The following is a 14850-nucleotide window of genomic DNA, read 5'->3' on the forward strand; positions in this document are numbered from 1 at the left end:
GGCTTGATGACTGGATCGTGCGGGCATGTTCCCTGCCTGCAAACAGTGAGAATTCAACGGAGAGAGTGGGCGATCGACGGTGTCGAGCCAGATGACCGGAGTGGGCGCCGATGACGGCGCAACGAACGAATTCGGAGCCAATGAATGGCTCGTCGACGAGATGTACGAGCAGTACCTCGTCGACAAGGATTCCGTGGACCGCTCCTGGTGGCCGATCCTCGAGCACTACCGGCCGGTGAACGGCGCAGCCCAGGGAACGACGGGCGGCCAGTCGGACGACGATGCGGCAGCCGCCGGCGCCACGGCGTCGGCCCCCACCCCTGCGGCGGCGGACGAGGCGGCGGCCCGGGTCAACCCGCCGACGGCCCCGATCCAGGTCATCGGCGCGCAGCCGGTCGCGCGCACCACCTCGGTCCAGGCGAAGCCGGCCCCGATCCCGGCCGACGCCCCGATGACGAGCCCGAACCAGGTCCAGCAGCCGAAGAGCGACCAGACCGAACCCGCTCCGGAGGACGTCGACAAGGTCACCGTGCTGAAGGGCATGGCCAAGTCGCTCGCCACCAACATGGACGCGAGCCTGACGGTCCCGACCGCGACGAGCGTGCGCACCATCCCGGCGAAGCTGATGATCGACAACCGCATCGTCATCAACAACCACCTGAAGCGCGCCAGAGGCGGCAAGGTCAGCTTCACCCACCTCATCGGCTGGGCCCTCATCCAGGCGTTGAAGGACTTCCCGAGCCAGAACGTCTACTACGAGGAGACCGACGACAAGCCCACGGTCGTCGCCCCGGCGCACATCAACCTCGGCATCGCCATCGACCTCCCGAAGCCCGACGGCTCCCGCGCCCTCATGGTGCCGGGCATCAAGCGCGCCGACACCCTCACCTTCAACGAGTACCTCTCGGCGTACGAGGACCTCGTGACCCGCGCCCGCAAGGGCAAGCTCACCGGAGCCGACTTCCAGGGCGTCACAATCTCGCTCACGAACCCCGGTGGCATCGGGACCGTGCACTCGGTCCCCCGTCTCATGAAGGGCCAGGGCTGCATCATCGGCGCCGGCGCCCTCGAGTACCCGGCCGAGTTCCAGGGCGCCTCCGAGCGCACGCTCAACGAGCTGGCGATCGGCAAGACGATCACCCTCACGAGCACCTACGACCACCGCGTCATCCAGGGTGCCGGCTCGGGCGAGTTCCTCAAGGTCGTCCACGAGCTGCTCATCGGCAGCCGCAGCTTCTACCAGGACATCTTCGCCGCGCTCCGCATCCCGTACGACCCGATCCACTGGTCGCCCGACATCAGCGTCGACCTCGCCGACGCCGTCGACAAGACCGCCCGCGTCCAGGAGCTCATCAACGCGTTCCGCGTCCGCGGCCACCTCATGGCCGACATCGACCCGCTGGAGTACGTGCAGCGCTCGCACCCCGACCTCGAGATCGAGACCCACGGCCTGACCTTCTGGGACCTCGACCGCGAGTTCGTCACGGGCGCCTTCGGCTCGGCCCGCACGGCCAAGCTGCGCGACATCCTCGGCGTCCTCCGCGACTCGTACTGCCGCACCACGGGCATCGAGTACATGCACATCCAGGACCCCGCACAGCGCAAGTGGATCCAGAGCAAGGTCGAGCGCAAGTACGAGAAGCCGACGCACGACGAGCAGATGCGCATCCTCGGCAAGCTCAACGAGGCCGAGGCCTTCGAGACCTTCCTGCAGACGAAGTACGTCGGCCAGAAGCGCTTCAGCCTCGAAGGCGGCGAGTCCACCATCGCCCTGCTCGACACCATCCTCCAGGGTGCGTCGCAGGCCCAGCTCGACGAGGTCGCGATCGGTATGGCCCACCGCGGCCGCCTCAACGTCCTCACGAACATCGCCGGCAAGACGTACGGGCAGATCTTCCGCGAGTTCGAGGGAACGCAGGACCCTGCGAGCCACGGTTCCGGCGACGTGAAGTACCACCTCGGCACCGAGGGCACCTTCAAGGCCGAGGACGGCCGCGAGATCCCGGTCTACCTGGCAGCGAACCCCTCGCACCTCGAGGCCGTCAACGGCGTGCTCGAGGGCATCGTCCGCGCGAAGCAGGACCGCGGGCCGATCGGCGCGTTCGGCACCCTCCCGATCCTCATCCACGGCGATGCGGCGATGGCCGGTCAGGGCGTTGTCCTCGAGACGATGCAGCTGTCCCAGCTGCGCGGCTACCGCACGGGCGGCACGGTCCACGTCGTCATCAACAACCAGGTCGGCTTCACCACGCCTCCTGGCGAGGGCCGCTCCTCCATCTACAACACCGACGTCGCGAAGACCATCCAGGCGCCGATCTTCCACGTGAACGGCGACGACCCCGAGGCCGTCGTGCGGGTCGCGGAGCTCGCCTTCGAGTACCGCCAGGAGTTCAAGCGCGACGTCGTCATCGACCTCGTGTGCTACCGCCGACGCGGCCACAACGAGGGCGACGACCCGTCGATGACGCAGCCGCTCATGTACAGCCTCATCGAGGCGAAGCGCTCCGTCCGCAAGCTGTACACCGAGGCGCTCGTCGGCCGTGGCGACATCACCGAGGAGGAGTACGAGGCCGCGCACCGCGACTTCCAGGACCGCCTCGAACGCGCCTTCATGGAGACGCACGCCGAGCAGACCTCGCCGACGCCGATCCCGACCGAGGTCCTCGACGAGGACGGCTACTCCGGCGAACTCGAGACGACCGGCGTCTCCGAGGGCGTCGTGCAGCTCATCGGCGACGCGTTCAACAACAAGCCCGCCGGGTTCACCGTGCACCCGAAGGTGCAGCAGCTCCTCGAGAAGCGTCTCGACATGAGCCGCAACGGCAACATCGACTGGGGCTTCGGAGAACTGCTCGCACTCGGATCGGTACTCATCGAGGGCACCCCGGTGCGGATGTCCGGACAGGACTCCCGCCGCGGCACCTTCGTGCAGCGTCACGCCGTCCTCCACGACCGGGTCAACGGCCAGGAGTGGCTGCCGCTCGCGAACCTCAGCGACAACCAGGCCCGCTTCTGGATCTACGACTCGCTCCTCAGCGAGTACGCGGTCATGGGCTTCGAGTACGGCTACTCGGTCGAACGTGCCGACGCGCTCGTGCTGTGGGAGGCGCAGTTCGGCGACTTCACCAACGGCGCGCAGACGATCATCGACGAGTTCATCTCCTCCGCCGAGCAGAAGTGGTCGCAGCGGTCGAGTGTCACGCTCCTCCTCCCCCACGGCTACGAAGGCCAGGGCCCCGACCACTCGTCCGCGCGGATCGAGCGGTTCCTGCAGCTCTGCGCCGAGGACAACATGACCGTCGCCCGGCCGTCGACCCCCGCGTCGTACTTCCACCTCCTGCGTCGCCAGGCGTACGCCCGCCCGCGTCGGCCGCTCGTCGTCTTCACCCCGAAGGCGATGCTGCGTCTGCGTGGCGCGACCAGCCCGGTGGCGGACTTCACCTCCGGCCGCTTCGAGCCGGTGATCGACGACGCACGGATCACCGACAAGGCCGCGGTCAAGCGGGTGCTCCTGCACTCCGGGAAGATCCACTACGACCTCCTCAGCGAGCTGCAGAAGCAGCCGAACGACGAGATCGCCCTCGTCCGCGTCGAGCAGTTCTACCCGGTCCCGGTGGCCGAGCTGAACGCCGTGGTCGCGCAGTACCCGAACGCCGAACTGGTGTGGGTACAGGACGAGCCGGAGAACCAGGGCGCGTGGCCGTTCATCTGCCTGGAGGCCGCCAAGCACCTCGAGGGTCGGACGATCCGCAACGTGTCGCGCACCGCGTCCGCCTCCCCCGCCACGGGTTCGGCGAAGCGTCACGCCGCCGAGCAGGCGGAGCTCCTCCGCACCGCGCTGTCGCTCTGACCTCAGCCGCACGACCGACGACCGCCTGTTCCGACAGGCGGTCGTCGTCGTCTGCGTCGTCGTCCGGACGCGGGTGGTCAGCACGGCGACAGCGATCCGTGAGTGGGCGGTGAGCCGCCGCCAATAGGCTGACGCCATGGACTTCGCATTCCTCGCCGTCGTCGCGGTGGTGACCATCGTCGCGGTGGCCCGCTTCGCGAACAAGCTGCGCGTGGCAGCCCCGCTCATCCTCGTCCTGGTCGGGCTCGCTCTCAGCTATCTGCCGTTCGTGCCGGACGTCGAGGTCAAGCCGGAGTGGATCCTCGCCGGCGTGCTGCCACCGCTCCTCTATTCGGCCGCCGTCAACGTGCCCCTGGTCGACTTCCGCCGCAACCTCAAGGCGATCTCCGGGCTCTCGGTCGTCCTCGTCGTGGTGTCGTCGGTCCTCATCGGCTGGATCCTGTCGACGATCCTCCCCGACCTGAGCCTGGCCGCCGGCATCGCCCTCGGTGCCGTCGTCAGCCCGACCGACGCGGTCGCCGCGACCTCCATCGGTAAGCGACTGGGCATGCCGTCGCGCCTCGTGAGCGTCCTCGAGGGCGAGAGCCTCGTGAACGACGCTTCTGCCCTCGTCCTCCTGCGCTCCGCCATCGCCGCGACCGCCGGCACGGTCTCGTTGTGGGGTGTCCTGGGCGACTTCGCCTATGCCGTCGCGCTCGCGATCGCGATCGGGATCGTCGTCGGGTTCATCACGGTCCGGATCCGCTCCCGCCTCGGGGACCCGGTCCTGACGACGGTCATCTCCTTCGCCGTGCCGTTCATCGCGTATCTGCCCGCCGAGCACTTCCACGCCTCAGGGGTCCTGTCGGTCGTGGTCGCCGGACTCTACACCGGGCATCAGAGCGCGAAGTACTTCACCGCCCAGGACCGCATCAGCGAGCGCATCAACTGGCGGACGACGCAGTTCCTCCTCGAGAACGGGGTGTTCCTGCTCATGGGGCTCGAGCTCGAGGCCATCGTCTCGCAGGTGGAGCAGGACGACCTCGGCATCTGGTCGTCGATCGGCCTCGGGTTGCTGACCGCCATCACCCTCATCGTCGTCCGCATCGTGTTCGTCGGCGTCCTCGTCTGGTCGTTGCGACGCGATGAACGGGAGGCCCTCGCCCGGCGGCCGAGACTGGAGCAGGTCTCCGCACGCCTCGAGGAGCATCCGACGGAGAACGCACGATCGGCCAAGCGCAAAGCCGCCTTCTCGAGGTCGATCGCCCGGCGGAGCGCCGACCTGGACTTCCTGCAACGTGAAGGACTCGGGTGGCGGGGCGGCGCGGTGCTCGCCTGGGCGGGGATGCGTGGTGTCGTCACGATCGCCGCCGCGCAGTCGCTGCCACTCGACACCCCGTATCGGGCGGAGCTGGTGCTCATCGCGTTCACGGTCGCGATCGTCACCCTCCTGCTCCAGGGCGGATCCCTCCCGCTCGTCATCCGGCTGACCCGGGTCGGCGGGACGGACGAGCAGGCGGCGATGGCGGAGCTGGCCGGTCTCGTCGAGGAGATCTCGACCGTCGGTGTGGCCGCCCTCGACGACCCGCAGCTGCGCACGGACGGCGGGGAGCCGTTCGACTCCGCAGTCGTCGACCGGGTGCGCACGAGCAGCCTCATCCGCGTCGAGTCGGCGGCGGAACGCACCGATGCCGGCGTGGGCCCGCACGAGCAGTTCCGACAACTGCGACGCCGAGTGCTCGACGCCGAACGCGATGCGCTCCTCGATGCTCGGGCGACCGGCAGCTACTCCTCCGAGGTGCTGGCGAAAGCGCAGCGGATGCTGGACGTCGAGGAGTCACGCCTCGACGGCGCAGGCTAATGCGGTCGGTCCGTCGTCAGGCGCTCTCGTGGGTGGCCTGGGTGGCCCGCAGCGACGCCAGGACCTGGTTCTTCAGGTCTTCGGGTGCCGTCTCCTTGCACGCCCGCTGGACGGCCTCGGTGAGGGTCTGCGCGACGAGCGCCTCGTTCTGACACTCCGGGCAGTTCGCGAGGTGCTCGCGGATGTCGGCCGCTTCGGTCGTGCACACCTCGTGACGGAGGTACTCCTCGAGGTCCTTCTTGGCCTTGTCGCAGCCGCAGTCGCTCATTTCTTGCTCCCCTGCTTCGTCACGGTGAACCCCCGGGACTCGGCGTAGTCGGCCAACAGGTCGCGGAGGAGTCGTCGGCCACGGTGCAGACGACTCATCACGGTCCCGATGGGCGTTTTCATGATGTCGGCGATCTCCTGGTAGGCGAAGCCCTCCACGTCGGCGAGGTACACCGCCAGGCGGAAGTCCTCCGGGATGGCCTGCAACGCGTTCTTCACGTCGCTGTCCGGCAGGTGATCGATCGCTTCGGCCTCGGCGGATCGGCTGGAGGTCGCGCTGATCGACTCGGCGCCGCCCAACTGCCAGTCCTCGAGGTCGTCGATGGTGCCCTGGTACGGCTCGCGCTGCTTCTTCCGATACGTGTTGATGTACGTGTTCGTGAGGATGCGGTAGAGCCACGCCTTGAGGTTGGTGCCCTGTTCGAACTGCGCGAACGCGGCGAAGGCCTTCACGAACGTCTCCTGGACGAGGTCCTGGGCGTCCGACGGGTTCTTCGTCATGCGCATGGCAGCGCCGTACAACTGATCGATGAACGGCAGTGCCTGTGCTTCGAACAGTGATCGGGGGTCCGGCTCGGCCGGAAGGGCTTCTGGGTCGACGGAGGTCATCACCGGCCAGTCTACGGCCAGCGCCAGACGGCCGTGATCGGCCTCCGTCACCGGTCGTTCCAGTACCGCTGTGGACATCCGCTCCTCCTTCTGCTCTCGACCCCGACTACTGTTGGAACCAATGTTGACCAATCCGTATTCCGCACCAGATTTCGACGTGTACGGCGATGCCGAACCTGAGCACGACGACGCCGCCTGGCCGGCGCCCGTCGCGGGCGGTCCGGTCGATGCGACCGTCTCGCTCCCGGGCTCGAAGTCGCTCACGAACCGCGAGCTCGTCCTGGCCGCTCTGGCCGACGGGCCCTCCCTCCTGCGCGCCCCGCTCCACTCGATGGACAGCACCAACATGGTCGAGGCGCTGCGCGCACTCGGGACCACCATCGTCGAGCGACCCGCGTCGGGCGCGTTCGGCAAGGACTGGCTCGTCACGCCGGGCGAGCTGTTCGGCAGCACGACCGTCGAGTGCGGGCTCGCCGGCACCGTCATGCGGTTCGTCCCGCCGCTGGCAGCGCTCGCCCTCGGACCGACCGTGTTCGACGCCGACCCCTCCGCCAGGAACCGCCCCATGGCGACCATGATCGCCTCGCTGCAGGCGCTGGGTGTCGACATCAGCGACGACGGCCGGAAGGCGCTCCCCTTCACGGTGCACGGCACAGGCGCGGTCGCGGGTGGCAAGCTCACGATCGACGCGTCATCGTCGAGCCAGTTCGTGTCCGGCCTCCTGCTGGCCGCGGCCCGCTTCGAGCAGGGTCTCCACCTCGTCCACGAGGGCGAGCGCCTGCCGAGCCTGCCGCACATCGAGATGACCATCGCGGCCCTCGCGGCCCGCGGGGTCACCGTGGAACAACCGGCCGTCGGTGAGTGGGTCGTCGCCCCCGGCACGATCGCCGCGCTCGACGTCGACCTCGAGCCCGACCTCTCCAACGCCGCACCGTTCCTCGCCGCGGCGCTCGTCACCGGCGGAAGCGTCACGCTCCGCGGCTGGCCCACCTCCACCACCCAGGTCGGTGCCGACCTGGCGGACCTCCTGCCTCGCTTCGGCGCGACGGTCACCCTGGACGGCGACCGCCTCACCGTCACCGGCGGCGAGCGGATCACCGCTGTCGACCTCGACCTGACCACCGGCGGCGAGCTCGCGCCCGCCCTCACCGCGCTCGCGGCACTCGCCGACGGACCGTCGACCATCACGGGCATCGGGCACATCCGTCACCACGAGACCGACCGCCTCGCGGCCCTCGCGACGGAGATCAACAAGCTCGGGGGCGCCGTCACGGAGCTGCCGGACGGTCTCCGCATCGAGCCGCGCCCCCTCCACGGCGGCGAGTGGTCGAGCTACCACGACCACCGCATGGCGACCACGGGAGCGATCCTCGGTCTCGTCGTGCCCGGGGTCACCATCGAGAACGTCGCCACGACCGCGAAGACGCTCCCACAGTTCACCGAACTGTGGCACGCGATGCTCGGGGGCTGAGCCGATGAGCTGGTGGGACGACGGCGTCGACGACGACGAGCCGGAACTCGACGAGTCGAGCATCAGGATGCGGCCGAACCCGAAGGCGAACCGCCCACGGACGAAGACGCGGCCCGAGCACCTCGATGCACTGACCGCACGCGTCCTCGCGGTCGACCGCGGTCGCTACACCGTGCTCCTCGACGAGGGCACGCCCGAGGAGCGCGTCCTGACGTCCACACGCGCTCGTGAACTCCGCAAGCAGGCCATCGTGACCGGCGACCGGGTCGACGTCGTCGGCGACACCTCGGGTGCCGAGGGCACGCTGTCGCGCATCGTGCGGATCGTGCCGCGCACGACGCTGCTCCGCCGCAGTGGCGACGACACCGACGCCATGGAGCGCGTCGTGGTCGCCAACGCCGACCAGATGCTCATCGTCGTCGCCGCCGCGAACCCCGAGCCTCGGGCCCGACTCGTCGACCGCTACCTCGTCGCCGCCTACGACGCGGGGATCACCCCGATCCTCTGCATCACGAAGACGGACCTCCAGGACCCCGACGAGTTCCTCGCGAACTTCGCCGGGCTCGGCCTGCGCGTGTTCCGCAGCCGGGAGGACGACGTCCCGCTCACCGAGATCACCGAGGCCCTCATCGGCCACGACACGGTCTTCGTCGGCCACTCGGGCGTCGGCAAGTCCACCCTGGTCAACGCCCTCGTCCCGACCGCTGAGCGCGCCACAGGGCATGTGAACGTCGTCACCGGGCGTGGGCGCCACACCTCCTCCTCGACCGTCTCGCTGCGCATCGAGGCGCCCGGAGGGTCCGGGTGGGTCATCGACACCCCGGGCGTCCGCTCGTTCGGTCTCGGACACGTCGACACCGCCAACATCCTGAAGTCGTTCACCGACCTCGCGGAGATCGCCCTCGAGTGCCCGCGTGGCTGCACCCATCTGCCCGACGCGCCCGACTGCGCGATCATCGAGGCCGTCGCCGAGGGACGACTCGGGGAGAACGGCCCGGCACGCCTCGACTCGCTCCAGCGGCTGCTGGGGACCTTCGCGACGATCAAAGCGGACCAGTACTCCTGACTAGGCTTGGGGTATGCCTGAAGCACTCCGTCTCTCCGCCGGCGACCCGGCCCCCGCGTTCACCCTCACCGACCAGGACGGCACCAGCGTGTCCCTGTCCGACTTCGCCGGACGACGGGTGATCCTCTACTTCTACCCCGCCGCGATGACGCCCGGCTGCACCACCCAGGCGTGCGACTTCCGCGACAACCTCGCATCGCTCGGCGGTGCCGGGTACGTGGTGCTCGGCGTCTCGAAGGACTCCGTCGAGAAGCTCAAGGCCTTCCAGGAGGAGGACGGGCTCACGTTCCCGCTCCTCAGCGACCCGGAGCTGACGGTCCATCAGGCGTACGGAGCCTACGGTGAGAAGAACTCGTACGGACGTATCGTCACGGGGGTCCTCCGCTCGACGTTCGTCATCGACGAGACGGGCACCCTCACCCTCGCCCGGTACAACGTCAAGGCCACCGGCCACGTGAAGAGCCTCCGCAAGGCCCTCGGCCTCGACGCCTGACGCGTCGCTGCTGGACCATCACGACCGACGCGTCGCGCTCAGATCTCGCGTCGGGTCACGGCGGCGACCGCGGGCGTGAACAGGAGCCCGAGGACGGCCAGCGACGGCAGCAGCAGGAACCACCCGATCGAGGGTTGCGCGAAGACCCCCTGGAACGCGCCGACGGCGACGGCGATCTGCACGAGCTGCCAGGTGACCGCTCCCCCGCGGATCCAGCTCCGTCCGCGGATCGCGCCGAGGGCGAGCGCCGTGACGAACGCCGTGGCGATGAGCAGGATCACGAAGATCGCCAGCGCGCTCGTGAACGAGGCCGGCGTCGCCGCGACCAGCTCGAAGAGGAACCAGGCCGAGAGCCCGATCATGAGCAGCGCCTCGGCGACGAGCAGGACGATGAAGGCCAGCACCGCCGGACGACGACGCTCCTCCGGGTTCGGAGCGGAGGCGGCGTTTCGATCGGTACTCACAGGGTTCACCCAAACTTGACTATTGATTTGCTCTTACCGATATGAAACCATGTTTGAGGCCGACATGAGGTCCACGAGGGTGTGGACAGATCCCGAATCCCGGACGATCATCCCCCTCGCATTTCGGCTTTCGCTTCCCGAGACCCCTCACTCGGTTGAAGAAATCTCACCATGCAATAAAAGGAGCTCCCCTATGGATTGGCGCGATAAAGCTGCCTGCCTGACCGTCGACCCGGAATTGTTCTTCCCGGTCGGGAACACCGGTCCGGCGGTCGATCAGATCGACAAGGCGAAGGCCGTGTGCGCCACCTGCAGTGTCACGGAGCTCTGCCTCCAGTACGCGCTCGAGACCGGCCAGGACTCCGGCGTGTGGGGCGGCCTCAGCGAAGACGAGCGTCGCGCCCTCAAGCGTCGCGCTGCTCGCGCTCGCCGCGCCTCCTAGTCGCAGACGAGAACCCCGGGTGCCCAACGGCCCCGGGGTTCTCGCATGTCTGCGGCCGTTCGTGACGGACCAGGACCTCAGCTCTTGGCGACCCAGCGCATCGGGATCGCGATCGTGACCTCGGTTCCGCTCCCCATGAGCGTGTGCCAGTCGATGGTCCCGCCCAATTCACCCTGGATGAGCGTCCGCACGATCTGGGTGCCGAGACCGGACCCGACCTTCCCCTCCGGGAGCCCCACGCCGTTGTCGCGGACCTGCACGCTCAGCAGCTCGTCCGTGCGGTCGGCCGTGATCTCCACGTCGCCGTCGCGGCCGTTGAGTCCGTGCTCCACCGCATTGGTCACGAGTTCGGTGAGCGCGAGGGCGAGTGGCGTCGCGTACTCGCTCGGGAGCACGCCGAACGAGCCGGAGGACTTCGGGCGGACCGTGGTGTTGTGCGAGCTCGCCACTTCGGCGATGAGCAGGAGCACGCGCTCGAAGACCTCGTCGAAGTCGACGTTCTGATTGAGCCCCTCGGACAGCGTGTCGTGCACGACCGCGATGGCGGCCACGCGCCGCATGGCCTGCGTGAGGGCGTCGTGGGCGTCCTCCGAGTGGGTCCGCCTGGCCTGGATCCGCAGGAGCGACGCGACCGTCTGGAGGTTGTTCTTCACCCGGTGGTGGATCTCGCGGATCGTCGCGTCCTTGGTGATGAGTTCCTGCTCCTGGTGACGCAGTTCGCTGACGTCGCGGCAGAGCACGATCGCGCCGACCCGCTCGCCGCGGCTCCGCAACGGGATCGCCCGGAGGGAGACCGTCACGCCCTTGTCCTCGATGTCGGTCCGCCACGGCGCCCGACCGGTGACGACGAGTGGCAGGGACTCGTCGACGGTGACGGTCCCCGTCCCGGAGAGCAGATGGGTCGTGACGTCCGCGAGCGACTCGCCCTCGAGTTCCTCGGCGAATCCGATCCGGTTGAAGGCCGAGAGCGCGTTGGGGCTGGCGAAGGTGACGGTGCCGTCGACATCGAGACGGATCAGGCCGTCGCTCGCGCGCGGCGCGCCCCGGCGCGGTCCGGTCGGCGCTCCGAGATCCGGGAAGTCGCCGACCGCGATCATCTCGAACAGGTCGCTCGCGCAGTCGTTGAACGTGAGTTCCTGGCGGCTGGGCGTCCGAGCCTCACCGAGATTGGTGTGGCGGGTGATGACCGCGATCGGTCCGTCGGCATTGGTCGTCTCGGTCGGAGATATCCGCCGGGCGACGGGTACGGCACGAACCCTGGTCGGGGTCTCCTCGTACCAGTCCGGTGCGGACGACTCGATGATCCGTCCACTCTCGAAACAGTCGGTGACCTGCTTGCGCCATTCCTGCTTGATGGATTGCCCGACGAAGTCGCGATAGAAGAGTGTCGCGGCACTCGACGGACGCGAATGCGCGACCGCTATGAAACTGCCGGAATCGGTCGGTACCCAGATGACGATATCGGCGAACGCCAGATCCGCGAGGAGTTGGCTGTCCGCGAGCAGCATGTGCAGCCACTCCACGTCGGCCGCACTGGAGCGGCCCTGGGCGAGAACGAGATCACTGAGCGTCGACACGATTCCAGTCTAGGCTCGGCCGGCCGACACCGAGTGCGCCGGGCGTGCCCTGGCGACCACTGGTCAGGCAGGCGTGGAACGACGACGGCGCTCAGCGGCCCGTGGGGGGCCGCTGAGCGCCGTCGCCGGACGTGATGGGTCAGTTGGCTGCGCGGTAGGCGTCCTGGACCGCCTGGGGGATGCGTCCGCGCGACGACACGGCGTGCCCGTTCTTCGCGGCCCACTCGCGGATCGCGGCGAGGTTCTCGGCGCTGTTGCGGGTGCTGGTGCTCGAGGTGCGGCGCCCACGCTTGACCGGGCGTCCGGCTCCGATGTAGGGCTTCAGCGACTCGCGGAGGTTCTTCGCATTGTCTGCCCCGAGATCGATCTCGTATTCGGTTCCGTCGATCGCGAACCGGACGGTCTCTCCTGCACCGGAAGCGAGTTCGCTGCCGTCGAGATCGTCGATGTATGTGGTGATGACTTTCTGAGCCATGGGGGTCCTCCTGAAGATATCCGTGGTGGGTCCGACGGTTATCCGATCATATCGAACACCACCAAGCGAATTTGAATACCGACACGATACCGGAGTAATTCACTACCCAACGGATAGCGATGCATCGGAGAAGAATGCAGATGCATATATCGGCTAGCCAATGCATATTCGGTTGATCACCCAATTGTATTGAGTGAATCTGTCGAGACTATTCCGCTCGGCGTGACCGACTCCGCGCACGACGCCCGCGTGCTCCACCCGCCGAGCGCCGCGAGCGGTCGCGCACCGGCGCCGGCTCCTGGTCGAGGAGGGTGGACACGAACCGCCGCAACGCGACGGGCAGCGCCCCGCGCGGGGCCTGGTCGCGGAGGCTCCTCCCCGCGATCACCGCGGCGTCCACCACCCGCTGGTCCTCCGGCAGGAGCGCGGCCGCCTCGATCCCGCCGAAGCGGGAGAGCGTGGACGCCAACTGACCGGCCGGGCCGGTACCGAGCGCGACGCCACGCAGCCGGTTCACCACCACCGAGATGCGCGACGGGTCGACGAGTTCGACGAGTTCCGCGTGGCCGCGGAGCAACCTCGTGACCCCGACCGGGTCTGCCGCACCGACCTCGACCACCCGGTCTGCGGACCCGAGGACGGCGAACGCCGCGCCGTTCCGTCTGGGCGCGAACAGGTCGCTCGAGATCTCCTCGTCCGCCTCCAGGCAGAACGCCGTGTCGATCACGATGTCGTCCATCCACGCCCGGCACCGTTCGATGGTCGTCGCGACGCGTTCCGTCGACAGTTCCGTCCAGCGTGCCGCGCGCGAGATGCCGGTCAGGACCCGGAACGCGCCGGACGGCGACGGATGGACTACCGCGATCCGCTCGAGCTGCTCGATGTCGAGCGCCCCACTTCCGGCCAGTCGGCAGGCCGCGGCGAACCCGGGTGCCTCGTCGAGGAGGCCGAGCATGGCCGCGACGGATGACCCGTAGGTGTCCGCATCGATGAGGACGACCCGGCGGCCGCGCGCAGCGAGCTCACTGGCGATGCCTGCGGCGACGGTGGTCGTGCCGGGCGACCCGGCCGCACCCCACACGGCGATGACCCGCCCTGCGGCCTGGGCGACCGGACGAGGGCTGTCGCCGCCGAGGTCGAGCGGCGCGATGCTCCGATCGAGCTCCTCGGGATCGACCGGCAGGAGGACGATGTCGACGAGACCGAGCCCAGCCGCATGGCGCCGTTCGGACTCGCCGGACGCGAGCGCCACGACCCTCGTGCCCACGCGGTCCGCGAGGTCGATGAGTTCGGCGCGCAGGCGGTCGGTCCCGGGTGACACGAGCAGCACGTCGACGGGCGTACCGGCGCCGACGCGCTCCTCGAGTTCGGCGCCGTCGTGACAGCGCCAGGCGACGCGGTGTCCGAGGTCGAGCATCGTCGCGAGGATCTCACCCTCGACCCGTGGATCGAGGGCGAGTCCGACGCGCAGCATCAGCGTTCGCCGGGCTCGGTGGGGACCACGGACAGCAGGTGCGCCGCCGCCGTCGCCGAGAGCACCGTCGCGACGGCGGAGCGCGGGACCGCGAGCTCGAGGGCGACCGAACCACGGCCCGACAGGAGCCCTTCGTCCTCGCCGACCCGGACGACGGTCGCGGCCGAGACCAGCACCTCCGGGACACCGTACCCGTCGCCGTCCGGCGCGGCCGCCCAGAGGTCGACGACGGTCCCCGGCACGATGTCGGCGCCGAGCCGTCCGGCCGGTTCGACGACGAGCGTGGTCACGCCGACGGCGCTCGCCTCGCCGAGCGCGTCGAGCGGCACGAGCTCCCCCGCTGCGATCGTCCGCGTGACGACGATCCCCGGCGGCGGTGCCGCTCCAGCTCCGAGGTACCCGCCCTCGACCGATCCCAGACGTGCGTCGATCACCTGGAGTGAGGAGCGGTCGAGCCGCGTTCCGGGCGTCAGCGTCTCGGACGCCGCATACACCGGGGCCGTCCGGCTCGAGGTCGTGACGAGCCACCACACTCCCAGGATCGACGCGACCACCAGCATGAGGCCCACCAGGAAGCGTGGGTCCACCCAGATGCGCGACCGGGACACCTGCCGTCCACCGACACCATGACGCAGTCCGGCGAGACGGTCGGTCATCCGCTCCCCGCCGTCGATTCGCGCTCCTCCCGACTCCGATCCGTGTCCCCGCTCGCTTCCCCGCACCGTCTCCTCCTTCATGGGCACCCCGTGCGCCGCCTCCGGTCCCATGCTGCCCGGGCTCCGGACATCGCGCCGAAGTTATCCACAGCCCGGCGGACGCCGC

The 14850-nt window shown here is 68.9% G+C and carries 13 protein-coding genes; 6 read left to right on the forward strand and 7 right to left on the reverse strand.

Translation table 11 applies throughout. The annotated features are described in order from the left end of the window. Positions 1-79 precede the first annotated feature (79 nt). Complete coding sequence (locus tag ACQ3HE_RS14205; protein ID WP_430893207.1) at positions 80-3850, forward strand: multifunctional oxoglutarate decarboxylase/oxoglutarate dehydrogenase thiamine pyrophosphate-binding subunit/dihydrolipoyllysine-residue succinyltransferase subunit; 3771 nt, start codon at positions 80-82, stop codon at positions 3848-3850. Positions 3851-3986: 136 nt separating this feature from the next. Next, positions 3987-5690 carry a cation:proton antiporter gene (locus ACQ3HE_RS14210; protein WP_085513347.1) on the forward strand — a complete coding sequence of 568 codons (1704 nt, stop codon included), beginning with the start codon at positions 3987-3989 and terminating at the stop codon, positions 5688-5690. 16 nt (positions 5691-5706) lie between these two features. Here ACQ3HE_RS14210 and ACQ3HE_RS14215 read toward each other — a convergent pair whose 3' ends face one another. Continuing rightward, complete coding sequence (locus ACQ3HE_RS14215; RefSeq protein WP_079707242.1) at positions 5707-5958, reverse strand: zf-HC2 domain-containing protein; 252 nt, start codon at positions 5956-5958, stop codon at positions 5707-5709. Next, complete coding sequence (locus tag ACQ3HE_RS14220; RefSeq protein ID WP_079707243.1) at positions 5955-6644, reverse strand: sigma-70 family RNA polymerase sigma factor; 690 nt, start codon at positions 6642-6644, stop codon at positions 5955-5957. Before ACQ3HE_RS14220 ends, ACQ3HE_RS14215 begins: the two co-directional genes overlap by 4 nt. 43 nt (positions 6645-6687) lie before the next feature. Here ACQ3HE_RS14220 and aroA point away from each other — a divergent pair, with 43 nt between their 5' ends. From aroA to bcp, 3 genes are read left to right on the forward strand one after another with little or no spacing between them, the layout of a single operon-like run. After that, on the forward strand, positions 6688-8037 hold the full coding sequence (gene aroA, locus ACQ3HE_RS14225) for a 3-phosphoshikimate 1-carboxyvinyltransferase (RefSeq protein WP_430893208.1): 1350 nt from the start codon (positions 6688-6690) through the stop codon (positions 8035-8037). A gap of 4 nt (positions 8038-8041) precedes the next feature. Next, on the forward strand, positions 8042-9103 hold the full coding sequence (gene rsgA / locus ACQ3HE_RS14230) for a ribosome small subunit-dependent GTPase A (RefSeq protein WP_079707245.1): 1062 nt from the start codon (positions 8042-8044) through the stop codon (positions 9101-9103). Between the two features lie 13 nt (positions 9104-9116). Next, the gene (bcp, locus tag ACQ3HE_RS14235) at positions 9117-9596 is read left to right on the forward strand and encodes a thioredoxin-dependent thiol peroxidase (protein ID WP_411558594.1); all 480 of its coding nucleotides are present in this window, start codon (positions 9117-9119) and stop codon (positions 9594-9596) included. Between the two features lie 38 nt (positions 9597-9634). Here bcp and ACQ3HE_RS14240 read toward each other — a convergent pair whose 3' ends face one another. Further along, positions 9635-10060 (reverse strand): hypothetical protein, encoded by a 426-nt coding sequence (locus tag ACQ3HE_RS14240; RefSeq protein ID WP_430893209.1) that lies wholly within the window; start codon positions 10058-10060, stop codon positions 9635-9637. A 193-nt stretch (positions 10061-10253) separates the two neighbouring features. On the opposite strand from ACQ3HE_RS14240, the gene ACQ3HE_RS14245 reads away from it, so the two are divergent. Beyond that, the gene (locus ACQ3HE_RS14245) at positions 10254-10502 is read left to right on the forward strand and encodes a WhiB family transcriptional regulator (protein WP_056012627.1); all 249 of its coding nucleotides are present in this window, start codon (positions 10254-10256) and stop codon (positions 10500-10502) included. 77 nt (positions 10503-10579) lie between these two features. Here the strand turns inward: ACQ3HE_RS14245 and ACQ3HE_RS14250 are convergent, their stop codons facing one another. The 4 genes from ACQ3HE_RS14250 to ACQ3HE_RS14265 form a co-directional block, all read right to left on the reverse strand. Continuing rightward, the gene (locus ACQ3HE_RS14250) at positions 10580-12079 is read right to left on the reverse strand and encodes a sensor histidine kinase (protein ID WP_079002802.1); all 1500 of its coding nucleotides are present in this window, start codon (positions 12077-12079) and stop codon (positions 10580-10582) included. 139 nt (positions 12080-12218) lie between these two features. Next, a complete protein-coding gene (locus ACQ3HE_RS14255; protein WP_085513359.1) occupies positions 12219-12554 on the reverse strand; it encodes a histone-like nucleoid-structuring protein Lsr2 in 336 nt (111 codons plus the stop codon). A 208-nt stretch (positions 12555-12762) separates the two neighbouring features. Further along, the gene (locus tag ACQ3HE_RS14260) at positions 12763-14028 is read right to left on the reverse strand and encodes a CpaE/TadZ family protein (RefSeq protein ID WP_430893210.1); all 1266 of its coding nucleotides are present in this window, start codon (positions 14026-14028) and stop codon (positions 12763-12765) included. Continuing rightward, positions 14028-14684 carry a hypothetical protein gene (locus ACQ3HE_RS14265; protein WP_430893211.1) on the reverse strand — a complete coding sequence of 219 codons (657 nt, stop codon included), beginning with the start codon at positions 14682-14684 and terminating at the stop codon, positions 14028-14030. The genes ACQ3HE_RS14260 and ACQ3HE_RS14265 overlap by 1 nt, the downstream gene beginning before the upstream one ends. Between the last annotated feature and the right edge of the window lie 166 nt (positions 14685-14850).

Source organism: Plantibacter auratus (assembly GCF_050587365.1).
In the GTDB taxonomy this organism is placed as follows: domain Bacteria; phylum Actinomycetota; class Actinomycetes; order Actinomycetales; family Microbacteriaceae; genus Plantibacter; species Plantibacter auratus.

Coding starts and splice junctions, on each gene's coding strand:
- ACQ3HE_RS14210 (WP_085513347.1), top strand. CDS start 3,987: ATGGACTTCGCATTCCTCGCCGTCGTCGCGGTGGTGACCATCGTCGCG.
- ACQ3HE_RS14215 (WP_079707242.1), bottom strand. CDS start 5,958: ATGAGCGACTGCGGCTGCGACAAGGCCAAGAAGGACCTCGAGGAGTAC.
- ACQ3HE_RS14220 (WP_079707243.1), bottom strand. CDS start 6,644: ATGTCCACAGCGGTACTGGAACGACCGGTGACGGAGGCCGATCACGGC.
- aroA (WP_430893208.1), top strand. CDS start 6,688: ATGTTGACCAATCCGTATTCCGCACCAGATTTCGACGTGTACGGCGAT.
- rsgA (WP_079707245.1), top strand. CDS start 8,042: ATGAGCTGGTGGGACGACGGCGTCGACGACGACGAGCCGGAACTCGAC.
- bcp (WP_411558594.1), top strand. CDS start 9,117: ATGCCTGAAGCACTCCGTCTCTCCGCCGGCGACCCGGCCCCCGCGTTC.
- ACQ3HE_RS14245 (WP_056012627.1), top strand. CDS start 10,254: ATGGATTGGCGCGATAAAGCTGCCTGCCTGACCGTCGACCCGGAATTG.
- ACQ3HE_RS14255 (WP_085513359.1), bottom strand. CDS start 12,554: ATGGCTCAGAAAGTCATCACCACATACATCGACGATCTCGACGGCAGC.
- ACQ3HE_RS14260 (WP_430893210.1), bottom strand. CDS start 14,028: ATGCTGCGCGTCGGACTCGCCCTCGATCCACGGGTCGAGGGTGAGATC.
- ACQ3HE_RS14265 (WP_430893211.1), bottom strand. CDS start 14,684: ATGACCGACCGTCTCGCCGGACTGCGTCATGGTGTCGGTGGACGGCAG.